General features: G+C 40.2%; 25 protein-coding genes and 4 tRNA genes. 19 read left to right on the top strand and 10 right to left on the bottom strand.

Annotated features, from left to right (window positions below; all coding sequences use genetic code 11):
* Window positions 1-6 precede the first annotated feature (6 nt).
* Complete coding sequence (locus IMO47_RS18645; RefSeq protein WP_196077519.1) at window positions 7-1,041, top strand: AraC family transcriptional regulator; 1,035 nt, start codon at window positions 7-9, stop codon at window positions 1,039-1,041.
* Window positions 1,042-1,111: 70 nt separating this feature from the next.
* On the opposite strand, the gene IMO47_RS18640 is transcribed toward IMO47_RS18645, so the two are convergent.
* Complete coding sequence (locus tag IMO47_RS18640; protein WP_196077518.1) at window positions 1,112-2,437, bottom strand: Na+/H+ antiporter NhaC family protein; 1,326 nt, start codon at window positions 2,435-2,437, stop codon at window positions 1,112-1,114.
* 422 nt (window positions 2,438-2,859) lie between these two features.
* Between IMO47_RS18640 and trpA the strand changes: the two genes are divergently transcribed.
* Genes trpA through IMO47_RS18620 form a run of 4 tightly spaced genes read left to right on the top strand, consistent with a single transcriptional unit; the run spans window position 2,860 to window position 6,837 of the window.
* Window positions 2,860-3,663: a tryptophan synthase subunit alpha gene (gene trpA / locus IMO47_RS18635; protein ID WP_196077517.1), complete on the top strand. Its 804-nt coding sequence runs from the start codon at window positions 2,860-2,862 to the stop codon at window positions 3,661-3,663.
* On the top strand, window positions 3,660-4,556 hold the full coding sequence (gene accD, locus IMO47_RS18630; RefSeq protein WP_196077516.1) for an acetyl-CoA carboxylase, carboxyltransferase subunit beta: 897 nt from the start codon (window positions 3,660-3,662) through the stop codon (window positions 4,554-4,556). The genes trpA and accD overlap by 4 nt, the downstream gene beginning before the upstream one ends.
* Window positions 4,553-5,842 (top strand): bifunctional tetrahydrofolate synthase/dihydrofolate synthase, encoded by a 1,290-nt coding sequence (folC, locus tag IMO47_RS18625; protein WP_196077515.1) that lies wholly within the window; start codon window positions 4,553-4,555, stop codon window positions 5,840-5,842. The genes accD and folC overlap by 4 nt, the downstream gene beginning before the upstream one ends.
* Window positions 5,833-6,837, top strand: a complete 1,005-nt coding sequence (locus tag IMO47_RS18620; RefSeq protein ID WP_196077514.1) for an SPOR domain-containing protein — start codon at window positions 5,833-5,835, stop codon at window positions 6,835-6,837. Before folC ends, IMO47_RS18620 begins: the two co-directional genes overlap by 10 nt.
* Before the next feature lie 19 nt (window positions 6,838-6,856).
* Here IMO47_RS18620 and IMO47_RS18615 read toward each other — a convergent pair whose 3' ends face one another.
* From IMO47_RS18615 to IMO47_RS18595, 5 genes are all read right to left on the bottom strand, one after another.
* The gene (locus tag IMO47_RS18615; protein ID WP_196077513.1) at window positions 6,857-7,444 is read right to left on the bottom strand and encodes a dual specificity protein phosphatase family protein; all 588 of its coding nucleotides are present in this window, start codon (window positions 7,442-7,444) and stop codon (window positions 6,857-6,859) included.
* A 2-nt stretch (window positions 7,445-7,446) separates the two neighbouring features.
* The gene (locus tag IMO47_RS18610; RefSeq protein ID WP_196077512.1) at window positions 7,447-8,262 is read right to left on the bottom strand and encodes an MBL fold metallo-hydrolase; all 816 of its coding nucleotides are present in this window, start codon (window positions 8,260-8,262) and stop codon (window positions 7,447-7,449) included.
* Between the two features lie 115 nt (window positions 8,263-8,377).
* Complete coding sequence (locus IMO47_RS18605) at window positions 8,378-8,647, bottom strand: hypothetical protein (RefSeq protein ID WP_196077511.1); 270 nt, start codon at window positions 8,645-8,647, stop codon at window positions 8,378-8,380.
* A gap of 41 nt (window positions 8,648-8,688) precedes the next feature.
* Entirely contained in the window at window positions 8,689-9,306 is a 618-nt protein-coding gene (locus IMO47_RS18600; RefSeq protein ID WP_196077510.1) for an L-threonylcarbamoyladenylate synthase, read from the bottom strand.
* 598 nt (window positions 9,307-9,904) lie between these two features.
* Complete coding sequence (locus IMO47_RS18595) at window positions 9,905-10,570, bottom strand: elongation factor P hydroxylase (protein WP_196077509.1); 666 nt, start codon at window positions 10,568-10,570, stop codon at window positions 9,905-9,907.
* A 97-nt stretch (window positions 10,571-10,667) separates the two neighbouring features.
* On the opposite strand from IMO47_RS18595, the gene IMO47_RS18590 reads away from it, so the two are divergent.
* The 6 genes from IMO47_RS18590 to lysM all read left to right on the top strand — a co-directional run bounded on the left by IMO47_RS18590 (window position 10,668) and on the right by lysM (window position 14,456).
* Window positions 10,668-11,231 carry a YceD family protein gene (locus IMO47_RS18590; RefSeq protein WP_005031131.1) on the top strand — a complete coding sequence of 188 codons (564 nt, stop codon included), beginning with the start codon at window positions 10,668-10,670 and terminating at the stop codon, window positions 11,229-11,231.
* A gap of 74 nt (window positions 11,232-11,305) precedes the next feature.
* On the top strand, window positions 11,306-11,491 hold the full coding sequence (rpmF, locus tag IMO47_RS18585; protein WP_004830240.1) for a 50S ribosomal protein L32: 186 nt from the start codon (window positions 11,306-11,308) through the stop codon (window positions 11,489-11,491).
* A 167-nt stretch (window positions 11,492-11,658) separates the two neighbouring features.
* On the top strand, window positions 11,659-12,645 hold the full coding sequence (gene fabD / locus IMO47_RS18580) for an ACP S-malonyltransferase (RefSeq protein ID WP_196077508.1): 987 nt from the start codon (window positions 11,659-11,661) through the stop codon (window positions 12,643-12,645).
* Window positions 12,642-13,376, top strand: a complete 735-nt coding sequence (fabG, locus tag IMO47_RS18575; protein ID WP_196077507.1) for a 3-oxoacyl-ACP reductase FabG — start codon at window positions 12,642-12,644, stop codon at window positions 13,374-13,376. Before fabD ends, fabG begins: the two co-directional genes overlap by 4 nt.
* Before the next feature lie 86 nt (window positions 13,377-13,462).
* Window positions 13,463-13,699 (top strand): acyl carrier protein, encoded by a 237-nt coding sequence (acpP, locus tag IMO47_RS18570; protein WP_004723957.1) that lies wholly within the window; start codon window positions 13,463-13,465, stop codon window positions 13,697-13,699.
* A 283-nt stretch (window positions 13,700-13,982) separates the two neighbouring features.
* Window positions 13,983-14,456 carry a peptidoglycan-binding protein LysM gene (gene lysM, locus IMO47_RS18565; protein ID WP_196077506.1) on the top strand — a complete coding sequence of 158 codons (474 nt, stop codon included), beginning with the start codon at window positions 13,983-13,985 and terminating at the stop codon, window positions 14,454-14,456.
* Window positions 14,457-14,631: 175 nt separating this feature from the next.
* Here the strand turns inward: lysM and IMO47_RS18560 are convergent, their stop codons facing one another.
* Window positions 14,632-15,270 (bottom strand): peroxiredoxin, encoded by a 639-nt coding sequence (locus IMO47_RS18560; RefSeq protein ID WP_196077505.1) that lies wholly within the window; start codon window positions 15,268-15,270, stop codon window positions 14,632-14,634.
* 331 nt (window positions 15,271-15,601) lie between these two features.
* Between IMO47_RS18560 and secA the strand changes: the two genes are divergently transcribed.
* From secA to IMO47_RS18520, 8 genes are all read left to right on the top strand, one after another.
* Window positions 15,602-18,322: a preprotein translocase subunit SecA gene (gene secA, locus IMO47_RS18555; RefSeq protein ID WP_196077346.1), complete on the top strand. Its 2,721-nt coding sequence runs from the start codon at window positions 15,602-15,604 to the stop codon at window positions 18,320-18,322.
* 137 nt (window positions 18,323-18,459) lie between these two features.
* A complete protein-coding gene (locus tag IMO47_RS18550; protein ID WP_196077345.1) occupies window positions 18,460-18,822 on the top strand; it encodes a hypothetical protein in 363 nt (120 codons plus the stop codon).
* Between the two features lie 169 nt (window positions 18,823-18,991).
* Window positions 18,992-20,212, top strand: a complete 1,221-nt coding sequence (gene argJ / locus IMO47_RS18545) for a bifunctional glutamate N-acetyltransferase/amino-acid acetyltransferase ArgJ (protein WP_196077344.1) — start codon at window positions 18,992-18,994, stop codon at window positions 20,210-20,212.
* A gap of 149 nt (window positions 20,213-20,361) precedes the next feature.
* Window positions 20,362-21,429, top strand: a complete 1,068-nt coding sequence (gene nadA / locus IMO47_RS18540) for a quinolinate synthase NadA (protein ID WP_196077343.1) — start codon at window positions 20,362-20,364, stop codon at window positions 21,427-21,429.
* 152 nt (window positions 21,430-21,581) lie between these two features.
* Window positions 21,582-21,658, top strand: a tRNA-Pro gene (locus IMO47_RS18535).
* Window positions 21,659-21,702: 44 nt separating this feature from the next.
* Window positions 21,703-21,779 (top strand) — tRNA-Arg (locus IMO47_RS18530).
* 43 nt (window positions 21,780-21,822) lie between these two features.
* Window positions 21,823-21,898, top strand: a tRNA-His gene (locus tag IMO47_RS18525).
* Window positions 21,899-21,921: 23 nt separating this feature from the next.
* Window positions 21,922-21,998: transfer RNA gene (locus IMO47_RS18520), tRNA-Pro, on the top strand.
* A 137-nt stretch (window positions 21,999-22,135) separates the two neighbouring features.
* Here the strand turns inward: IMO47_RS18520 and IMO47_RS18515 are convergent.
* From IMO47_RS18515 to IMO47_RS18505, 3 genes are read right to left on the bottom strand one after another with little or no spacing between them, the layout of a single operon-like run.
* Window positions 22,136-22,615, bottom strand: coding sequence for an OmpA family protein (locus IMO47_RS18515; protein ID WP_196077342.1), 480 nt, complete (start codon window positions 22,613-22,615; stop codon window positions 22,136-22,138).
* A 16-nt stretch (window positions 22,616-22,631) separates the two neighbouring features.
* Window positions 22,632-23,849 carry a sensor domain-containing diguanylate cyclase gene (locus tag IMO47_RS18510; protein ID WP_196077341.1) on the bottom strand — a complete coding sequence of 406 codons (1,218 nt, stop codon included), beginning with the start codon at window positions 23,847-23,849 and terminating at the stop codon, window positions 22,632-22,634.
* A gap of 4 nt (window positions 23,850-23,853) precedes the next feature.
* Complete coding sequence (locus IMO47_RS18505; protein ID WP_196077340.1) at window positions 23,854-24,357, bottom strand: YfiR family protein; 504 nt, start codon at window positions 24,355-24,357, stop codon at window positions 23,854-23,856.
* Between the last annotated feature and the right edge of the window lie 139 nt (window positions 24,358-24,496).

Genomic DNA, 24,496 nt, shown 5'->3' with positions numbered 1-24,496 from the left:
CAGCCTATGCAAGACCTTCAGATTCCGAACGGCTATTTCCATCTCTGGCAGATGTACTTGGCTGAACGAGGCGTGGATGTTGCAACACTTGATTTTTTGCAAACGGATGAAAAAAAACATTTGCTGAATATCCTGTCATTGCCTATCGATACGCAATCGGCTTATCTATTCTTTCACCAATTGATTGAAAAAACCAAACAGGCATTCGATTGCCCCCAAATTGTTTTTGAAATGGCGGAATATGTTCGACCTGAACATTTTGGGGTACTGGGTTATATGGCATCACGAAGTACTACTGTTGCCGAAGCATTGCAAAATATTATGCGTTTTAGTCGCTTGGTGATTGATGGGGATGAAGTTATACCCATGCAGATGCAACAAAAAGGGCAGTATGTTCATTTAATTTGGCCATTTCACCATGATAAATATATTTTAATCAATGAATTTACCAATGCATTGATGATGCATCTTGCGCGGAAAATCGTACCCCCCAATCAATTTCCCCTGCAAGCAGTACACTTTGCTCATGCTCCTCAGATGGCGCTCTATCATTATCAAAAGTTCTATGCTTGCGAGGTACTATTCAATCAACCTCACTATAGTTTTGTGTTGCGTATGGATGGCTTGGAACTGAAAATACAACAAGCTGACCCGTCTTTGATGCAACTTTTGGTCAAACAGGCAGAAGAGGCGATCGCAGCTAAACCTCGCTATAAAACCATTGCCCAACAATTGCATCTTATTGTAGCGGAGTATTTAAAACTCAAAGAACAAGCACCAAAGATTGAGGATGTTGCACAGGAACTACATATATCGACGCGTACTTTGCAACGTCAACTCAGCGAGTTGGATAGTTCTTTTAAAAAAATTGTTGAAAGTGAACGCATGAAACGATGTGAATTTTTGCTTAGCGGTGACATGCAGCTTTCTGAAATTGCAATGCGTTTAGGTTATTCGGATCAGTCCGCTTTAGCCCGAGCCTATAAAGCATATAGTGGGCAAACGTTGTTAAAAAAGAAAAAAGACTTACGGTCTTTATAAATCCTTTGCAAAAATTAACTCAGTCAATATGATGGTGGACTAAGTTAATTTTTATTCATATAGATGATTTCTATTTTAATTTTGGAAATCTAAATGCGATAGCCAAAATTGCAAATATTGCCAAGACCCAACAGTAATAAATGGAACCGATGAGTTCTACAGGTGAAAGTTTAGCGATTGAGCAAGCGAGTAGAAGTTGTGCACCATAGGGAATAATGCCTTGAATCACACATGAAAAAATATCCATGAATGCAGCAGCACGTTTGGGATCTACACCATATTCTTTGGCAACTTCTCTTGCCATGTCACCCGATAAAATAATTGCAACCGTATTATTGGCAACGAATAAATTAGAGAAAATCACTAAAAAACTGATGCCAATTTCGCCTGCACGTTGTCGACCTATATTAAATCGTCGAGTTGCAGAATAAATGCGTTGAATTAACCACTCCAAACCACCTTCTTTTTGCATAATGGCAGAAAGCCCACCTAAAAACATGGACAGTAACGCAACTTCAAACATTCCCACAAATCCGTCATAAATTGCGTTATTTAATTTGAGTAAATTCAATTCCGGGTTTGCCACCAAACCGATTGAAATAGAAAGGATAATACCGATCGTTAACACTGCAAGCACATGCAAACGGGTAAAAGCCAAAAAGAAAACAGCCAGATACGGCACAATCAACCCTAAGTTATAGCTTTTATATTCAATGAGTTGAGATTGATGGCTGGTCAAGAAATAAATTAGGATGGTGATGATTGCCGCAGGAAGTGCAATCCAAATGTTGACCCGAAATTTGTCGCGTAGTTCTACATTTAAACTTCTTGTTGCAGCAATGGTGGTATCTGAAATCATTGATAGATTATCGCCAAACATTGCTCCACTGACGACAGCTCCTATGGCATAGATGGGCGGAATTGCAGTGGCTTGCGAGAATCCAAAAGCAATCGGTGCACAAGCTGCAATAGTGCCCATTGATGTGCCCATTGCAGTTGCAATGAAGGCAGAGATCACAAACAGCATTGGCAAGACAAATGTCGGTGGGATGATGGACAAACCAAATTGAACAGTGGAGTCCACACTTCCAATGTTACTGGTCACACTCGCAAACGCACCAGCCAACATGAAAACCATAAACATGAGGATCAGGTTTGGATGACTTGCTCCATTTAAAAATGCTTCAATTGCTGAATTTATTTTTCCTTTATACAGCAGAATGGCCAATATGATCGCAGGCAATGCAGCGATCGGGGCTTTGACTTGATAAAAAGCAAACTCAGTACCAATGATGGTGTGGTAAATACCGCTGCCTAAAAAAATGGCTAAAAATACAATAAGTGGCAATAGCGCAAGCGCACTGGCTTGTACTTTAGCCTGTGGAAATGTGGTCATAAGAGGAGATAAAAAATCAGAATCCCGCGTAGTATAAACAGCTTTTGCAATTTCTGAAAAATGATTGTGTATGCTCTAAATGTGCTTTTCTTACCCTATATTGATGATTTGTTTTTATTTTTTTAAAAATATGCGTGATTTTCATTACATTAAAAATAGGTAACTTTGATCATTGTCCTCAATTTGAAAATAGCGCTAAATGTACACATGGGTTGTTTTATTATTTGTCATATAAAACAAGATACGTTTGAGCGACTATGTGACTCTATCCTTTGAGTAAAAAATAGCGTTACAATGCAGTGTCTTGTATTTATACATTTGGATGATGGAAGATAATAAGTCAATGAATTTTAAATTCATCTCAGTTGTCTGATCGTCTAAAAACTCCTCAAGTTTGAACAATTCAAGGAATGTACAATCCTATGTCACGTTTAGCCACTCGTTTTGCACAACTTAAATCTCAACAGCGTAAGGCTTTGGTTTCTTATGTGATGGCGGGTGATCCACAACCTCATGTAACGGTACCTCTGTTGCATCAGATGGTTGAAGCAGGCGTAGATGTTGTAGAACTTGGATTACCATTTTCCGACCCAATGGCAGATGGTCCTGTAATCGCACTTGCAGCAGAGCGCGCTCTGGCTGCCGGCACCAACACACTTGACGCTTTGAATATGGTCAAAGCATTTCGTCAAAAAGACACCACTACACCTGTGGTTTTAATGGGATATTTAAATCCTGTTGAGGTCATTGGGTATGAAAAGTTTGTGTCTTATGCCAATGAATGTGGCGTAGATGGCGTGTTGCTGGTGGACTTACCACCTGAAGAAGCAAAAACACTAGATGACGTATTGCAAAAATACGATATGGATCAAATCTTTTTGCTTGCACCAACCTCTACAGAACAGCGTATTCAACATGTTGTGAATCAAGCCAGTGGTTTTATTTACTATGTGTCTCTAAAAGGTGTTACCGGCGCTGCAACATTGGACACGACCGAAGTCGCAACACGTATTCAAAAAATTAAAAGCTTTACCGATATTCCTGTCGGGGTGGGCTTTGGAATCAGTGATGCTGCTTCTGCCAAAGCGGTTGGTCAAGTTGCAGATGCTGTGATTGTCGGAAGTGCCTTTGTCAAACCTTTTGCAAATCTTGCACCAGAACAAGCTGTTGAAGCAGCAGTGAATAAAGTCAAGGAGCTTCGAGCGGCGCTCGATGAGTTAGTATGAATCAAGAAGTGAAATCAGGGAAAATCCTCAGCGCAACTACGCCGTGGACAGATCGTAAAGTTCCAGGCATTGATGTGCCTGATCAACAACAAACACTCAAAGCGACGTTTACTGAACCAACCATTGAGTGCCCTGAATGTCATGCACTCGTGACTCGTACAGCAATGTCTTTTAATGCTTATGTTTGTCCGTCATGTGATGAACATTTGAAAATGAAAGCGCGTGATCGTTTGAACTGGTTCTTTGATCAAGTGAACCATGAACTTGGTCAAGAGTTTATTGCGAAAGATCCTCTACATTTTGTCGACAGTAGACCTTATCCAGCACGTTTGAAAGAAGCACAGGATAAAACAGGTGAAACTGAAGCATTGGTAGCCATGCAGGGACAGTTGAAAAATATTTCAATGGTGGCCTGTGCTTTTGAGTTCGACTTTATGGCTGGATCAATGGGTACTGTGGTGGGGGATCGCTTTGTACAGGCTGCTGAAAAAGCCATCAAAGACAAACAGCCATTAATCTGTTTTGCAGCTTCTGGCGGTGCGCGTATGCAAGAAGGCATGCTGTCTCTTATGCAAATGGCGCGTACTTCAGCCGCAGTTCAAAAAATGAAAGATGCACATCTACCTTATATCGTGGTGTTAACGCATCCTGTTTATGGTGGCGTTACTGCATCTTTGGCGATGCTGGGTGATGTACAGATTGCGGAACCTAAAGCCATGATTGGCTTTGCAGGTAAGCGCGTTATCGAACAAACCGTACGTGAGAAACTTGAAGAACCGTTCCAGCGCGCGGAATTTTTGCTTGATCATGGGGTGGTCGATCAAATTGTTCATCGTCATGCATTACGTGATACTGTATATCGTATTGTAGCGAAACTGATGAACTTGCCTTGAACAACGAAACAGCACCTTTAAATACTGATAAATTACAAACATGGCTCGATTATTGGAGCCATGTTCACGTTACAGGAATCGATTTAGGCTTAGAGCGTGTCCTTCCTGTCGCTGAACAACTCGAAATCCTGCATCCCGATGCGAAAGTAATCACTGTTGCTGGGACCAATGGTAAAGGATCAACCACCACAACCCTCGCCGCAATTCTAAATGCACAGGGCTTTAATGTCGGATTATATCAATCTCCTCATATCTATCGTTTTAATGAGCGTGTTAAATTAGCGGGTCAAGAAGTTGATGATCAAACTCTGATTGATGCTTTTGTTCAGGTTGACCAAGCACGTCGCATGTGTAATCTGTCATTGTCCTTTTTTGAAGCAACCACATTGGCTGCCTTCGTTATTTTTAAACAAAAGCAATGTGATGTCTGGGTGCTTGAAGTCGGGCTGGGTGGTCGTTTAGATGTAGTGAATGTGATTGATCCTGATGTTGCTGTGATTACCAATATTGGGCTAGATCATACAGATTGGCTGGGCGATACCATTGAAAAAATTGCTTTCGAAAAAGCAGGGATTATTCGCCCAAATATTCCTGTCGTATTTGGCGGCGTACAAACCTTACCGCAAGCGATTCAGGATAAAGCACAACAATGTGATGCAACGTTATTTACGGTTAATCGTGATTATTTTTTTCAGTTAGCTAAAGATGGTCAGTCTTGGGATTTCGCCAGTTCGGGAACAACATTAAAACTTCCTACAGGGCATCTTGCTTTAGAAAATATTTCTACTGCTGTCGCCGCAGTTTTACTCAGCGATTTAAATGTTTCGCAACAGGCAATTACTCAAGGAATCGAAAAGGCACAATTGGCTGGGCGTTTTGAAATTAGAAAAATACAAGAGAAAACAGTCATTTTTGATGCGGGACATAATCCGCATGGTGTTGAATTTTTGTTAAAGCAATTGCGAAAATTCTTAGAATACAATAAACAGTACACAGAAGTTGTCTCTATTTTTTCAATGTTGTCTGACAAAGATATAGATTCTGTGGTCAAGTTGTTGAAAAATACTGTCTTAAAGTGGAAAATTGCTCCATTGGCTGTGCCGCGTGCAGCATCAATGGAACAGTTGCATACAGCATTGCAGAATGAGACAGTTGAACAGTTTGATTGTGTACAAGCCGCATTTCAATCAGCGCTTGCAGAAACCAATAATAATCAGCTGATTTTGGTGTGTGGTTCGTTCCATACCTTAGAAGCGGTCTGGGAGTATTTAGAAGAATGTCAATGAATAACAAACAACGCTGGATGGGCGGTGTTGTTTTATTAAGTGGTGGTGTTCTATTGGCGGCATTGCTTCTAAAAGGTAAAGAAGAAATCCACCAAAGACAGGCTGAAACACAACCTGCGGGTCAAACTCAGCCAAACAAAACTACGCCAGCGGGTGAGCCTGTGCAATTGCAACCATTGACTGTGGATGTTGCAACGGAAAAACGCCTGTTGGAAGAGCAAAAACGTGCTCGTGAAAAGGCTGTGGCTGAGCAAGAAGCCAAAGCTGCTGAGTTTTTACGGATGCAACAACAGGCAGAAGCGGATGCTGCACGCAAGGCTGCCGAAGAATATGCAGCAGCAAATGCAAGACGTGGTGCTGCTGCGGCGGCGCAAGAGGGTGCAGATATTCCACCTGAGCTGGTGCAAGACGAGAAAGCCAAAGCGCAGCAGAAAGCCGCTGAGCAGAAGCAGCTTGAGCAACAAAATGCGCAGTTGAAGCAGAAAGCCGAAGCTGAAAAAAAGCTCGCTGAGCAGAAGCGACAAGCTACCGCAGAAGCAGAGCGTAAGGCAGCTGAGGAGAAAAAACGTAAGCTAGAAGAACAACAAAAAGCTGAAGATAAACGTAAAGCAGAAGCTGAAAAGAAAGCTGCCGCTGAGAAAAAACAAGCTGAAGAGAAGAAAGCAGAAGCAGAGAAAAAGCGTAAAGCTGAAGACGCTAAAAAGAAAGCCGAGGCAGAAAAAGCACGTGATTTACTGGAAAATGGTGATAAGCAATGGATGGTGCAAGTTGCGCTTGCAGCCAATGAAGCCAATGCGGATGCCGTTGCGGCAAAGCTACGTGCCAAAGGTTATAAAGTGACCAAGAGCCCAACTTCAAAAGGGATTCGTATCATGGTTGGGCCATCCAAAGATCGTGAAGGCGCAGATGCGGCACGTAAGAAAATTAATGCAGATGACAGCTTGGGCATGAAGTCTGCATGGGTAATTGAATGGGTGCCTTTAGACCGCCGTTAACTGGTATGGATGGGGTCATTCAAGATGGATTCGTGAGTTGCTCACGGATCCATCTTATATTTTCAGGGGTAAAAATTTTTTCAATATTGATCCAAATTGGATGAAAGCCATAACCACCATGTTTCATTTCTTTTAGTGCATCATCGACTGACCAGTTTTCAAAAATAATGCGATACATGGCAACACTTGCCCCAGTACGATCCGAGCCGTGATAACAATGAATCAGGACTTTTTTATGGTTTCTTTGTGCGATTTGAATCGTTTTCATGACTTGAAGTAAATCATCACGATCTATTGCCCAAGTATTGATTGGAACATGCACCAATTCAAAGCCATGTTGTGCCAAAACAGTTTTATCCCGATCACGGCTCCTTAAATTGATCACCACAGTGATATTATGCTCTTCTAAAGCAGGGATAATCTCTTTGCTGGGCTGTTCACTCCGAAAAACTGTGTCACTGATACGATAGAAATTATAGTGTTTATTCACCACAGTGCCCCATTGTTGAGGACGTTGATGATCAGGAAGTGTTGATGTGGTGATGCAGCCTGTCAAATTTAAACTGAGGCAGATCAAGGTGGTCGAGGCAAGTAATTTCAATCTCATGATTATTTTACGAGGTATCGGTCAAGTTCAACTGGGTCATGCGCACAGATTATTTCAATATGTGGCTCATTTTGGGCAAGATGTTGTATTTCAGCAAGTGTTTTTAAACGGGCTGTATTGTTCTCTGCGAACAAGCGTTCCAGCTTATCCAGTAGTGGAAGTTTATGATTTGGATCTAATTCCAAATGACTGTAATAGGCATCACCACAAAAGAAAACCCATCCATTTTGTTGTTTAATCGCTATGCCACAATGACCTGTGGTATGTCCCAGTAATGGAATCAGTAAAATTTCATCATTAAATATGTGAAAACCCTGAACCTTGTGGAAATTAAACCAAGATTCTCCATTCTTGGGTTCAAGGAAGTTCCAGTGACGATGATTTTTAAATTGTTGTGGGCGATAACGTAATTTATTCATCATCGAGAGGTTCTGAGCTGCATTATACTCACTGGATAGAATATGAATCGTGGCTTGAGGAAAGTCTGAAATCCCTCCAGCATGATCCAAATCCAAATGACTGACTAAAATATGTTTCACATCAGAAGGCTGGAAACCGAGTTGTTGAATTTGTGCAACTGCGGTCAGTGAGAAATCAAATTGAATTGCACTCATCTTTGCAAATAATCGACCTAGACGTGCTTGAGGGTGAAGATAATCTTGACTCCCAAAACCCGTATCGATGAGTACCAATCCCTTATCCGTTTCCACCAACAGACAATGACAGACCATTTTGGCATGTAAACCTTTTTGTCCATACAGTGGTGCACAGATTGGGCACATCGTTCCACAATGCAAGTGATGAATGTTGTATATCATAATGACACTTTGTTTTTAGGATTATGCTTTGTTTATAAACTGAATTAGCAAAAATACCAATCTAAAAATATACAAAAAGTGATCAACAACTTTTCGTTGAATCTGGGTTTTAATGTTATTCAATGAATTTACTGTTTTCGATAGCATGTTCAATGATTAAATGACATATATCTCTTAAACACGTATTTCGAGATTCAAGACGCAAGAGCAAAGATTTAATTTCCACAACATCTAAGAAGTAAGTGAAATTGTCATTCCGTATTTTTCTATTGACCGGTATATCCTGTAATTTGACCAGAGATTCTGGCGTCCACGGCTGTTCTACAAATAGACTTTGCTGAATCTGCAATTTATGAATATTCAGTATGGCGGTAAACAGATCCATTTGATCTGACTTCTAAAAAGTTTGGGAAAAATGATCGGCGCTTATTCAAAAGCGCTGACATCACCGACACCACGACGGATAATTTCAGGATTTGTACCTGACAAGTCAACAATACTGGTTGTGGTTAAAGTACCTAAACCACTATCAATAAAAACATCAATACGTTTTTCAAGTTGTTGTTCAATATCATAAGGATCATCCATTGGTGTATCTTGACCTGGCAAAACTAATGTACTGGTCAATAAGGGTTCGCCTAATTCTTTTAACAACATTTGACAGACGGGATTGCTTGGTACACGTAAACCAATGGTTTTTTTCTTTGGATGCATTAAGCGACGAGGTACTTCACTGGTTGCCGGTAAAATATAAGTGGTAACTGCGGGTGTATTGGCTTTCAGCAGGCGATACATTGCATTGTCTACTTTGGCATAGGTCGCAATATCTGATAAGTCTGCACAAATAATGGCGTATTGATGTTTAGCCCCCAGACCACGAATCTGAGTGATACGTTCCATGGCATTTTTATTTCCAATCTGGCAACCTATGGCATAAGCAGCATCTGTTGGATAGACCACAACATCACCTGCTCGAATTCTTTCGACAGCTTGACTGATTAAACGCGGTTGAGGGTTGTCAGGATGTACTCTTAAATGCAGCATATTTATTCTCCTGATTTATTATCTATTCATATATGGTATTGAAAATAAATGGTTAAGAACACCATTATTTGTAATTTTATTTGAATCCATGAGTATTTTAATCACTGATGTTATATGGCAACGCTAAATCATATTTGTCTCTTGAAAAAAGTAGATACGCGGACATCATCTGCAATTGTCTGAGGCAGGGTTGCTTTTCATTTCTAAAGTATCTGTGATACTCAGAATATTTTGACGGACATGGTCGAGTTGTGCGGTGAACAGCGATGTCGCTGCACAAGATGGTTGCCTTTACGGAGCTTTGCTCTCATTTTGAAAAAACAGGTCTAACTGAAGGTTATTCTCTAAACTTAAACTTTTGGTGTAAGACTCTGTCGTGTGCGTCTATATTTTCAGTATGGGTAAAGCCAATTCATACCAGCTACATAACATCAGTCAATAATCTTAGATGCATGATGAATGTATGCTGAATATGGCATTCACTAAAAGCGGGTTCGATCTGGTGCTGAAGAGTGAATCATGATTGTCAGTTACATCGTCAGCACAAAATCAAGATGGTCAAGAGAGTTGATGAAGATGGTTGAGACAATGTATTGGATTAGTTGTCTAAATCCTTTCGATTAAATTCAGCACTTTGTAATGTTTTGCCACTTCGAGTGTAGGCACAAATACATTCAATAAAGTGTTTTGCATCTCGGGGAAGCTTGCTTTCACCAGAGAAAAAGCGTTGCACCTGAGCGTAAACATGGTCTTTAAATGCAGCACCATCACCACCTTCTCCAGTGAGATTATCCAGTGAGACTCGAAACTTGCGTCCAAATGCTTTAGAGAATAGCCATTCTATGGCTTGAGGTTTGATTTCGACTTGTTCAAACAATGCTTGTTGTTGAGCTGTACGACCGTCTGGCGCATACCAATAGCCTAAATCAGGCAATAATCGACGTTGTTCGCCGGCAATGGTCCAATGACTAATTTCATGTAAAGCACTATTGAAAAATCCATGTGCAAATTGAATGCGAGCGGGCTGGTCTTTTGTTGCCGGAAAATATTCAGGTTCAAAATCACCACGAACAAGCGTCACATTTAGGTGGGAAAACCAACGATTAAAGTGTAAGATAAGCCAATCTACTTGCTGGGCTTCTGTTTGTAAATTCTCCCATTGGGAGCGTTGCACATCGGTCACATTCAATGTGTTTTCAGAGGTTAAGCGGGTGTTAAACTGTAATGAAGTAGTGACTTCAGGTTGCGGCTGCAACTGATGCATGGCTTGTATTACTCAAGAGATCTGTCTAAATAAGTACAAAATTGTATCTTAATCTTTGACAGAGTACCTATGAATTTGTAGAATTGCCGCCTTAATTATGTCAGCAAATACCTTTCCGGCACAGATAGAGCCGTTTAAATGGGCTGAACAAGGCTTTACATGGTCAGGTACACTGCCATTGTCTCGCTTTGTTCGTATTTCCCGTGAAGCTGTTGGATCAATTGATGATCAATTGATCAATATAGACTGTAAGCTATCAATGGATGCGTATCATCGTATCGTATGGTTGGATGGTCATGTAGATACTAAAGTTCCGATGGAGTGCCAGCGTTGTCTGGATTCTGTTGAAATTCCTCTGGTTTCTGATTTCCATTTGGCTTTAATAGATGATGAGTCACTGATAGAGCGCTTGGATGAGGATGCTGATTTCATCGTATTAGGTGAAAGTGAAGCGACAACCAAGGGAGATTATTTAACCAATACTCCTGCGACTGTTGATTTACTTGCACTTTTAGAAGATGAATTGTTATTGTTGATGCCTTTGTCTCCTAAGCATGACGCTTGCGAACATAAGCATCAGCCAGCCGTTCAGGACATTGTTGAAGAAAAACGGGATAACCCGTTTGATGTTTTGGCAAGTTTGAAGGGTAAACTTAACTAAATTTTGTGTTATACTGTTAAGTTAAGACAACCGAATTTGTTCTGATCCATTTTTTCGATTTGTAAGGAGCCATCATGGCCGTTCAGCAAAACCGTAAAAGTCGCTCTCGCCGTGACATGCGCCGTTCACATGACGCTTTAACCGAGAATGCATTAACTGTAGACCAAACTTCAGGTGAAACTCACCGCCGTCACCATGTGACTAAAGATGGTTTCTACCGTGGTCGTCAATTATTCGCTAAAGCAGCTGATGCTGAATAATTGTTGACGCATTAGGCGTAAGCTTAGTGAAAAAATGGGAGCGAAAGCTCCCTTTTTTTGTTTTGTATATGCGTATTTTTTGTTGTATTTCGCAATTAAATAAAATTTTTTTTTTCTGTAAAATTGCCGCATCGGAAACGATCAAGATTAAATAAGGGACTTTTTATATGTCTGCCAAACGACTCGAACAAGCAGCTCAAGCAACCAAAACTGCATTTTTGTTTCCAGGTCAAGGGTCACAAAAAGTAGGTATGCTTGCTGAACTTGCAGAACAGTTTAGTGGTGTACAAGAAACCTTTGCTGAAGCTTCAGATGCCATTGGTTTTGATTTATGGCACATTGCGCAAAGTGGTGAGGGTTTAGATCAAACTGAAAACACTCAACCTGTATTGTTAACAGCAAGTATTGCGCTCTGGCGCGTATGGTTGGATTTAGGTGGTGTTGCACCAAAGTATCTTGCAGGTCATTCCCTGGGAGAATACAGCGCGTTGGTTGCCGCAGATGCAATGACATTGGTCGATGCTGTTAAACTGGTCAATCTACGTGGTCAGTTGATGCAGTCAGCAGTGCCTCAAGGGCAAGGTGCAATGGCTGCGATTCTTGGTTTGGATGATGCAAAAGTCATTGAACTGTGTGAACAAGCCAATGTGCAAGGGCGTGGCTCAGTTGAAGCGGCAAACTACAATGCACAGGGGCAAGTCGTGATTGCCGGTGATAAGACGCTGGTGGAAGCAGTTATGGTCGCGGCAAAAGAAAACGGTGGCAAAGCGATCGCATTACCTGTATCCGTACCTTCCCATTGTTCGTTGATGAAGCCCGCTGCTGAACAGTTTGCAGAAGCTTTGGAACAAACTGCCATTGAGCTTCCAAGCATTCCTGTAATACAAAATGTCAACGCTGAAATTGCTACAGATACCACACAGTTGCGTCAGGCGCTTACAGCGCAGTTGTACCAATCTGTGCAATGGACCAAAACCATGCAGTTCATACAAGATCAAGGCATTCAGTATGTTGCAGAATGTGGACCGGGTAATGTACTGGCAAATTTAGCAAAACGTTTACCTAATATTGAAAAGGCATTTCCACTTGATACGCAAGCACGTATGGAAGATGCACTAAATGCCATCTTAGTGGCTGAAGGGAAAATCGCATGACACAAGAACGTAAAGTCGCATTAGTGACAGGCGCAAGCCGAGGGATTGGGGCAGCCATTGCTCAACAGTTAATTCAAGATGGTTATTTTGTTGTCGGTACGGCAACATCTGAAGCAGGTGCAGAAAAACTTTCTACAGCATTTGCTGAGCAGGGTGTTGGTGCAGTACTTGATGTACGTGATGGTACAGCCATCGATGCATTGGTATCTGACATTGAGCAAAAATATGGTTCAGTGATGGTGCTGGTCAATAATGCGGGTATTACCAAAGATAATTTATTATTGCGTATGTCGGAAGATGATTGGGACGATATTCTCAACATTCATCTAAAAGCTGTTTTCCGGTTGTCTAAACGGGTATTGAAAGGTATGACCAAAGCTCGTTTTGGACGTATTATCAATATTAGTTCAGTGGTTGCGCATTTTGCTAACCCAGGTCAAGCCAACTATTCTGCTGCAAAAGCAGGCATTGAAGCGTTTAGTCGTAGCCTTGCAAAAGAGATGGGTAGTCGTCAGATTACCGTTAATTGCATTGCTCCGGGTTTTATCGCGACTGAAATGACTGAACAATTAAGCGAAGACATTCGTAAAAAAATGAGTGATCAAGTTGCTTTAAGTCGTTTTGGTGAGCCAAAAGATATTGCAGATGCGGTGAGTTTCTTAGCTTCGGACAAAGCTAGTTACATTACAGGCACAGTATTACACGTAAATGGTGGTTTATACATGGCGTAATGCGATGTATAAACTTTGAAAAAAGTAAATATTCAATTAAACTATCAGGCAATTAAAAGCCGCCACAAGCAATGAGGAGAATTCCTGTGAGCGATATCGAACAACGCATTAAACAAGCTGTTGCAGAACAATTAGGTATCAAAGCTGAAGAAATCAAAAACGAAGCATCTTTCATGGATGATTTGGGTGCTGATTCTCTAGACTTAGTAGAACTTGTTATGTCTTTCGAAAATGACTTCGACATCACTATTCCTGATGAAGATTCTAACGAAATCACGACTGTTCAATCAGCGATCGACTATGTAACTAAAAAACTTGGTTAATGCATTGATTGTATAACATGTCGTTGTTATGCGTAAAAACCACCGTAAAGGTGGTTTTTTTATGTGTGAATGTATAGTAGGAGGAGATTTTCTTTGAAATCTTTTATACATAAAATAATGGGTAAAGAACTTTAAAAATCAAAAAAATAGTGGTTACATACCGTTACTTTTCTGTCACCAATGACAACGTTTTTTTATCGGTTTTTTAGTTATAAAAATAGAGTTTATAAATTTTTATAAAAGTTCACAGTAAAACAAGTTCCAATAAATATGGAGAACATAAATGGGTCTTTTTGATTTTGTAAAAGGTATTGGTAAAAAAAACACAGCCCCTGCTGAGCCACAAGCAGCGCCAGCAACACCAGCAGAACCTTCTGCACAAGAAGTTGCCAATAAACTATTAGGTTTGGTTAAAAGCCTGGGCTTATCTATAGAGGGCTTATCTGTAAGCTATAACTCTCAGACAGATTTAGCGACAGTACGCGGTCAAGTGCAAAGCCAAGCAGATAAAGAGAAAATCGTGCTTGCGATTGGTAATGTGGATCATGTTGCTCAAGTAGATGATCAGATGACTGTTGCCACACCAGAACCGGAAAGTAAATTCTATACGGTGAAATCGGGTGATAACTTATCTAAGATTTCAAAAGAATTTTATGGTGATCCAAATCAGTATAATAAAATTTTTGAAGCCAATCGCCCATTATTGAAAAACGCAGATGATATTTTCCCAGGGCAGGTTTTACGTATTCCAGCCTAATTGAAGGTTAATTAAGTCAAAGGCACTTCGGTGCCTTTTTTTGTTTTAAATTTAAGTGCCATTGCCAATGTGCAGGGTGTTGGATTTTAAGTGTGAAATAGTATAGAAAAAAGACCACATATCGAATGTGATCTTTTAAAAATCATGGCAACACATTATTTATGGATTTGTCGTTTCATTTATTTGGTTGTGGCGTAAGACGCAGATAGGGTTTAACCGCCGTATAGCCTTTTGGGAAGCGTTCTTTTAACTCTGCTTCATCTTTAAGGGATGGTACGATAACTACATCCTCCCCATCTTGCCAGTTCGCAGGTGTTGCAACTTTATAGTTATCTGTGAGTTGTAATGAATCAACCACACGTAATATTTCATTGAAGTTGCGTCCTGTTGATGCTGGATAAGTAATAATTAAGCGGACTTTCTTATTTGGGTCAATGATAATTAAAGAACGTACAGTCAGCGTTTCACTGGCATTGGGGTGGATAAAATCATATAGTGTTGAAACTTTACGATCTTTATCGGCCAGAATTGGAAAATTAACCTGCGTGTTCTGTGTTTCATTGATGTCATTGATCCAACCGCGGTGAGATTCAACATCATCTACTGAAAGTGCGATTGCTTTAACTCCGCGCTTATCAAACTCATTCTTTAATTTTGCCGTATAGCCAAGTTCTGTGGTACATACTGGTGTATAGTCCGCTGGATGAGAAAAAAGAATTCCCCAACTGTCGCCCAAATAATCATAGAAATGAATGGGACCTTCGCTGGATTCTTGTGTGAAATCTGGTGCGATGTCACCTAGTCGTAGAGTCATGATAAAACCTCAAAATTAAGAAAAGTCATCTGTTATTTAGCTCGTCCAAAATACTATTGCGCAGTTTTTTTATAATTAAAAATAGTGTTTTTTTATTTCTTTATGAAAAAAATAGATATAAAGAATTAGGATGTGAAAAAAACATGGAATTGCGCACAACTGCGCTGTAAATATCGGTTAAATTTGCTACATTAAGGCGCTTTAACTCATGCGTACCGAACTGGTCGTCAGATTTTTTTGATAGGATTTGTGCAAAACCCTTGTACTTCAAATTTCTAACACCATAATATCGTCTGAGAAAAATTTATTTTACAAGATTTAGAGAGTTTATATGTTGGCAAGTCTGATCGGAGGAATCTTCGGTACTAAAAACGAGCGCGAACTAAAACGTATGCGTAAAATTGTCGATAAGATCAATGCGCTCGAGCCGACGATATCTGCACTCAGCGATGCAGACTTATCTGCAAAAACTGAAGAATTCAAACAAAGATATAAGAATGGTGAAAGCCTAGATAAATTGATGCCAGAAGCGTTTGCTGTATGTCGAGAAGCAGCAAAGCGTGTTATGGGCATGCGTCATTATGATGTGCAGCTCATTGGTGGTATTACTTTGCACGAAGGTAAAATTGCAGAGATGCGTACAGGTGAAGGTAAAACCCTCATGGGAACTTTGGCTGTCTATCTCAATGCGATTAGTGAGCAGGGTGTACATGTTATTACGGTCAATGATTATTTGGCGCAACGTGATGCTGAATTAAACCGCCCGCTTTATGAGTTCCTCGGTTTAACGGTCGGGGTGATTTATTCAATGCAATCACCGATCGAAAAGGCTGAAGCTTATCGTTCAGATATTACCTATGGTACCAATAACGAATTTGGTTTCGATTATCTTCGCGATAACATGGTTTTCTCAATGGCGGAGAAAAAGCAACGTGGTTTGATTTATGCGATTATCGATGAGGTCGATTCGATCTTGATTGATGAAGCGCGTACCCCGTTGATTATTTCTGGTCAAAGTGATGACTCGTCACAATTGTATGTCGCAATCAATAGTATTCCACCCAAACTCCATGCGCAGAAAGAAGAAAAAGTCGCTGATGGTGGACATTTCTGGATTGATGAAAAACAACGTCAAGTAGAAATGACCGAAGTCGGTTATGAAACTGTAGAAGATGAATTAATCAAAATGGGTTTGTTGGCTGAAGGTGAAAGTTTATATTCACCATCAAATCTTAATCTTGTTCATCATGTGTCAGCCGCTATTCGTGCGCATTTCCTGTATCAACGCAATGTTCACTACATCGTTCATGATGGCGAAGTGATTATTGTCGATGAGAATACAGGTCGTACCATGCCAGGACGTCGTTGGTCTGAAGGTCTGCATCAGGCAGTTGAAGCGAAAGAAGGCTTGGATGTTCAACCTGAAAACCAGACTTTAGCGACTACAACTTTCCAGAACTATTTCCGTTTATACAAAAAGCTTTCAGGTATGACAGGTACCGCTGATACTGAAGCTGCGGAAATGAAAGAAATTTACGGCTTGGATGTTGTACTTATTCCGACACATCGTCCAATGATCCGAAATGACCAAAATGATTTAATTTATTTAAATCGTAATGGTAAATACAACGCGATTATTGAAGAGATTCAAAAGATCCATGAGGCGGGTGTTGCTCCAATTCTGATCGGTACTGCAACGATTGAAGCTTCAGAAATTTTATCGGATAAGTTGAAAGAAGCAGGCATTGCACATGAAGTGCTGAATGCTAAACAGCATGAACGTGAGGCGGACATTATTGCGCAAGCAGGTTCACCACGCGCTGTTACCATTGCGACAAACATGGCAGGTCGTGGTACAGATATTCTGTTGGGTGGTAACTGGAAAGCTAAACTGGCGAAAATTGAACACCCTACTGCTGAAGATGAAGCACGTCTAAAAGCAGAATGGGAACACAACAATGAAATGGTGTTGAGTTCAGGTGGTTTACATATCATCGGTTCTGAGCGTCATGAATCTCGCCGTATTGATAATCAGTTGCGTGGTCGTTCCGGTCGTCAAGGTGATCCAGGTGTTTCACGTTTCTTCTTGTCTTTAGAAGATGATTTGATGCGTATTTTCGCAGGTGATCGGGTTGTTGCAATGATGCGTGCAATGGGGCTGCAAGAGAATGAAGCCATTGAACATAAGATGGTATCGCGTTCGATTGAAAATGCGCAGCGTAAGGTTGAAGCACGTAACTTCGATATTCGTAAAAACTTATTGAAATATGATGATGTCAATAACGAACAGCGTAAGATTATTTACTCTCAACGGGATGAGATTTTAGAAGAAAGTTCACTTCAAGATTATATTGAAGAAATGCATCGCGAAGTTGTAAAAGGTTTAATTGAGACCTATATTCCACCTGAGTCGATCCACGATCAATGGGATATCGATGGGTTGGAAAATGCATTGAAAGAAGACTTGGGTATTGATCTTCCTGTTAATCGTTGGTTGGAAGAAGACCGTCGTCTTGATGAAGAAGCTTTGGTTGAGCGTATTTCGGATGAGATTGTAGAGCGTTATCGTGGTCGTCGTGAGCAAATGGGTGCTGAAACAGCAGCAACATTAGAACGTCATTTTATGTTGGGTTCCTTAGATCGTCACTGGAAAGATCATTTGGCAGCGATGGATTATCTACGTCAAGGCATTCACTTGCGTGGTTATGCGCAAAAGAATCCTGAGCAGGAATACAAGAAAGAAGCATTTAACTTATTCGTTAATATGTTAGGTGTGATTAAGTCAGATGTGGTGACTGATATTTCTCGTGTTCATATCCCGACACCGGAAGAACTTGCAGAAATGGAAGCTCAACAACAAGCACAAGCAGATGCAATGCGTCTTAATTTTGCGCATGAAGATGTAGATGGCTTAAGTGCAAGCATCAACCATGATGTGGTTGATGCACAATTTGCAGATGATGTGGTGATCGAACCGCCTGAAAGTCGCAATGCACCATGTCCATGTGGTTCTGGTCTGAAATATAAACAGTGTCACGGTAAAATTAATTAAGCCAACTGAAAATTAACCAAAAAGCAGAACAATTGTTCTGCTTTTTTTACAAGTTATTACCGTGAGTTAATTTTGATTGCAGGAAATATAATAAAATGGTATTAAGTTGCTCAATTGAATAGATATTCGGAAAGACAATGAAAAAACGATTACAACCTCTATTTGTTGCAGCCCTAGCCCTTCCAGTATTGGCATTTGCAGATACTGCACCACAAACAACCACCGTAGAAAAAGTACAAGCAGCGACAGGTGCGGTAACAGCACAAGCAGAAGTTAAAAATGAAACAACCACAGTGATTAGCCCACGTACGGGGATTCGTTATACTTTGGGAAATACGGGTGGGCGTCCAATTGTTCTTAAAACGGCAGCAATTGCAGCAGTAACACCAGCGACAGTAAATCGAGTTGTTGCATCAAATCCAGCACTTTCAGCATCTAGTCAAGAAAAAGTAAAACAAGCGTTGTTGGCTGTGGATACTACAGCCCCAGTACAACAATAACCAGCGATAGCAGAGTTTGAAGCCAGTAAATTTACTGGCTTTTTTATTTTATATTCAAATGAATAAGCATTTCTTATAGTAAAAATAAATAAGCTTTTTAATAAGCTCGATTTTTAGCGAGAATTCTAATAAGCTGTGGTTCTCATTTAATTCATGTGGACATTTAAAAATGGCTGTTGGTGACGTGTCTATGCCGCATATGCATGTGGTGCAAGGTGTAAAAATTGGCTCTGCTGAGGCGTATGTCCGTTATCCGAATCGACGAGATTTAGTTATTTTTGAATTTTCACAAGGTACAAATGTTGCAGGAGTGTTTACTCAAAATGCATTTTGTGCAGCGCCTGTTCATGTTTCTAAAGCGCATTTGGCGCAGGCGAATCCTCGTTATCTTGTGATTAATACTGGTAATGCTAATGCGGGCACGGGAAAGTTGGGCATGCAGAATGCTCAATTGACCTGCTCAAAGCTTGCTGAATTGGCACAAGTACAAGCATTTGAAGTTCTGCCATTTTCCACAGGCGTGATTGGTGAGCAATTACCGATAGAGCGTTTAACTCAGGGTTTACAGCCTGCTTTGACAAGTTTAAGGGATGATGCTTGGAACGATGCGGCAACTGGAATCATGACCACGGATACCACACCCAAAGGTGCTTCAGAGCAATTTGAGCTTGATGGCATTACTTATACCATGACTGGCATTTCTAAAGGTGCAGGTATGATTCGTCCGAATATGGCGACCATGTTGAGCTTTGTAGCAACAGATATGCCTATTGCACGAACACTTGTACAGAAAATGTTGAAAGTCAGTGCAGACCAGTCATTCAACCGTATTACGGTAGATGGTGATACTTCAACCAATGATTCATGTATTTTTGCAGCGACTGGATGTGCCGGTGGTGTAGAAATCAAGACGGAAGATGATGTCCGTTATACTGTGGTACTGGATGTTTTATCCCGAGTGATGAAGCGTTTGGCGCAACTGATCATCCGTGATGGAGAGGGAGCAACAAAGTTTATTACTGTTGCTGTCGAAGGTGGACATGATACCCAGGAATGTTGTGATATTGCTTATAGTATTGCGCATTCCCCACTTGTGAAAACAGCAATTTTTGCATCTGATCCAAACTGGGGGCGTATTCTTGCAGCTATAGGCTATGCCGGTGTGAAAGACTTGGAGGTCGAAAAAATACAAGTCTGGTTGGATGACGTACAGATTTGTAAAGATGGTGGTGCTGCAGAAGATTATACAGAAGAAGCAGGCGCGCGCGTGATGTCACAAACTGAGATGACAATTCGTGTAGATCTTGGGCGAGGACAAGCCAAAGATACCGTCTATACCTGTGATTTATCCTATGACTATGTAAAAATTAATGCAGACTATCGCTCTTAAGCATTGATATTTGAATTGAGCCTCATTCGTGAGGCTTTTTTATAACAAAACATTTTTCGAGGTGAATTTATGTGCAGTAAAAAGTACAATAAATTCACAAAGGTATACCGCTAGCATGATGCCAGCGACAAGGGATGAGAAGACCTCTTATGAATGATGCGAATAATTTAATTGCCAACGAAGCAAAATCGATTGTGCAAGCGCATTTAGATCGTTTAGGTGAACCAAAGGACAATCGTTTAAGTCCTGAGCTGAAACAACACAAGTTTAATCAAATCAAGGCTGAACTGGAAAAGCAAAATGCTGTTTTAGTGGCGCATTATTACTGTGATCCAGATGTACAAGAGCTTGCAGAAGCAACAGGTGGTTGTGTTTCAGATTCCTTGGAAATGGCGCGCTTTGGTCGAGATCATGAGGCATCTACACTGGTGGTCGCAGGAGTAAAGTTTATGGGGGAAACTTCAAAAATACTTTCTCCCGAAAAAAGGGTGCTCATGCCAACATTGGAGGCAACATGCTCACTCGATTTGGGCTGTCCCGTGGACGAGTTTACTGCATTTTGTGATGCACATCCTGAGCATACCGTTGTGGTTTATGCCAATACATCAGCTGCTGTTAAAGCACGTGCAGATTGGGTTGTGACCTCAAGTTGTGCTGTTGAAATTATTGAACATTTAGACAGTCTCGGTGAGAAGATAATTTGGGCGCCAGACCAACATTTAGGGCGCTACATTCAAAAGAAAACGGGCGCTGACATGCTGCTGTGGGATGGTGCCTGTATCGTGCATGAGGAGTTTCGTGCGCGTGGTATAGACAAGATGAAGGCACTGTATCCAAATGCTGCTGTTTTGGTGCATCCTGAGTCACCAGAGTCGGTGATTGATATTGCTGATGCTGTAGGCAGTACGTCACAATTAATTAAAGCAGCTCAAACACTACCGCAAGACACCTTGATTGTGGCGACAGATCGAGGCATTTTCTATAAAATGCAACAAGCGGTACCCAATAAAACATTGATTGAAGCACCAACAGCAGGTGAAGGGGCAACATGCCGTTCGTGTGCGCATTGTCCTTGGATGGCAATGAATGAGCTCGATGGAATTTTGGCCGTTTTACAAAATGCTGATCAAGAAATATTTGTTGATCCTGCTCTAGCAGAACGTGCAAAATTGCCATTAGATCGCATGTTGAACTTCAGCGCACAACTGAAACGGTAAAAATTGTATAAAAAACACCTGAAATGCTTGATTAATATACATTTGACTTGTTTTTTTAACTTTTTTTCAAGATAGGTGTTGACGTCTTGTGGAGTCACGCCTAGAATGCACACCGTACCGCACGATGTGCGATACGCTAAAGCTGAGATGAACGGAGCATAGCACAGCCTGGTAGTGCACCTGGTTTGGGACCAGGGGGTCGTAGGTTCGAATCCTACTGCTCCGACCAATTCTTCAAGGCAAGGTAACGGTGATATCTGTATCATTGGTCATGCGCCTGTAGCTCAGTTGGATAGAGCATCCGCCTTCTAAGCGGATGGTCACAGGTTCGAATCCTGTCAGGCGCACCATATGTTGCTTGATATTATAGAGCCTAAAAAACTTAATGTGACGGTGGATGTAGCTCAGTTGGTAGAGCCCCGGATTGTGATTCCGGTTGTCGTGGGTTCGAGCCCCATCATTCACCCCAATTCATTGAGTTTGTTGTAAAATCGGAGCATAGCACAGCCTGGTAGTGCACCTGGTTTGGGACCAGGGGGTCGTAGGTTCGAATCCTACTGCTCCGACCATTTAAGTTTAAACTTAAATATAAATTATCCGCTTAAATGCGGTTTTTTTATGCCTGAAATTTATCTTGCTTCAATTCATATTAAAAGTGGAGACAAAAAATAGACCTCCGTAGAGATCTATTTTGAATTGAAGAAGATTAAGGAATAATAATCACGGCCACACGACGATTTTCAGCCTTATGTTCTTCAGTATCATTGGATTTAAGGGGTTGATCGGATCCTTTACCAATAATTTGAATATTTGCAGGATTAAATTTTTCTGCAATAAAAATATCAGAGACATTTTGAGCACGCTCTTTGGATAATTTTAAATTGTATTCAGGATTACCTACATTATCAGTATGACCTACAATTTTTAGTTTATCCAAGTGATATTTATTGAGTTGTTTGGCTAAACGAATCAACTCAACTTGATGTTCCGGTTGAATATTGGACTCATTAAAGCCAAACAATAAGCGTTCAGGTAAGCCTAAGCTCCAACCTTCATCCGTCAATACAAAACCTTCTTTCTTGAGTACACGTGCTTGCTTATAGCTTAGACCACCTAGGTTCATACAGCCTGTGAGCGCTAGGCAGACGAAAGCAAGGATAGAAAGGCGTATATTTTTTGTAATCATAATAATCCTCTAAACATTAAGAATGATAAATAAACCAATGGTGTTGCAGCGATTTTGCTTTATACATCGCTTGATCTGCTTGAGAAATTAAATCTTCTGGACTAGAGGCTTTACTTGAAATAGCAATCCCTAGACTGAAACTAAAATAAATCTCTTGTCCCTTGTAAATTAAAGGATCTTCACAACATTTAATGAGGTTTTCAGCGATGGAAATTAAATGCTCAATTTTAGAAATCGAACGTAAAATAATAGCAAACTCATCACCAGCAAGACGCGCAACAAAATCATCTTGGCGAATATGGCGTCTTAAGCGTATAGCCATTTCCTTTAAAACTTCGTCACCCACCAGATGTCCATATTGGTCATTAATGGCTTTAAAATTATTATTATCAATAAACAGTAAAGCTAAATTTTGACGTTGGTGAGTATCTTCAAAGAGACTGCATAAAACTTGATAAAAATAACTACGATTGGGTAGTTCGGTTAAATGATCATGCTGAACTTGATATGAAAGCTCGCTATTTTCATTTTGAAGATGAGTATGCCAAGACTGGATTTCATCAAGGAGTTGGTTGAAAACACTATTTAACTCTTGAAATTCTTTAACATCACTTTTAGGAAATCTCAAGTTATAGGCTTTTTGATTCCTTAACAGTTGCGCAATTTGAATAATTGGAGAAATTGAGCCCATGATATGACGGTAGGTGAGATTGACCGACCACCATACTGCGAAAACCATAAACAGCATCCCAAAAGCTAATCCTATAAAAATTTTAAAGATAAACATTAAAATTTCATTAGAGCTGCCATAAAGAACAACTTGCCCAACGAATTGACCTTGATGTTGTACATTTAACTTAACTGCATCTTTTAAAAAAATATGGTCGAAAATATTTTGAATATAAGAATAATGTTCAACATTTTTTAGACTTTCTGAAACTTTATGTCCTTGCGCATCGTATACCTCAATAAGGCGAACGGAATGTTGGAAGGTATATTCATTGATAATCTGTGAAATCGCAATTTTATCTGAAAAGACAAGTGCGGGTTGAACACGCTCTGAAACGGTGCGGCTAATTAATAATAGGTTTTGCTTTGCATAAGACTCAACAGTAAATACTGAAATCGTGACAAAAGTAGATGTACAAATGAATAGCGTAATCGCAAAAGTCGTAAACTGTGACTTACGAAATAATGTCTGCAAAGAGCTCGATTTAAAAAACTTATTGATCATGATCTTAATCCGAATTTTTTGCGAGTAACAAAACACGCGGATCAACATGTATTTTAGATCGAGCTAAGCTATCTAAATTAACTTTAAAAATAGTATTCCCTGTTTTGTTTGTGGACAGACAAAAAACACTTCCTATCTCACAGTCTGTATTATTTGAGCTAAATGATAAAATCGTGGAGTTTAATGATTTATCTATGAGTGTCTGTTCGGCTTGTGCGGTGATATTGGAAAAGAATACAGCATCACAGTGACGACTTTTTAAATCTGTTGCATGAATAGCATTTACATTAAAAGATGATTTGTTTGATTTTGCGTAATTGGAAAATTGAGTAGCATAATTTGGATTGTCTGCAACACATAATTCAGGTGAGGGTGTATTCCACTTTGCATAACTCAAAATGGATAAGGTCATCACAAAAATATTATGCGACGAGTTGGCCCAGGAATAATTGCAGCAAAAGAGCAAAATTCCTAAACAGAATGTTTTTCTATTTATAAGAAGGGCCATATTCTACTTAATTTATTTAATGATAAAATCATTTGAAATAGTTTAAAGAAAAAATCCAAATATAAACAGCTCAAAATTTAAATAAAAATTTTAAAATATGGTTAATAAAAATACAACCAAGCGTTAAAATCAAAAATAA

The sequence above is a fragment of the Acinetobacter sp. Res13-Abat-PEC15-P4-01 genome (assembly GCF_015676285.1).
GTDB lineage: Bacteria > Pseudomonadota > Gammaproteobacteria > Pseudomonadales > Moraxellaceae > Acinetobacter > Acinetobacter nematophilus.
Note: the sequence above shows the minus strand (reverse complement) of the source record. Positions and strands in the feature narration are given on the sequence as shown.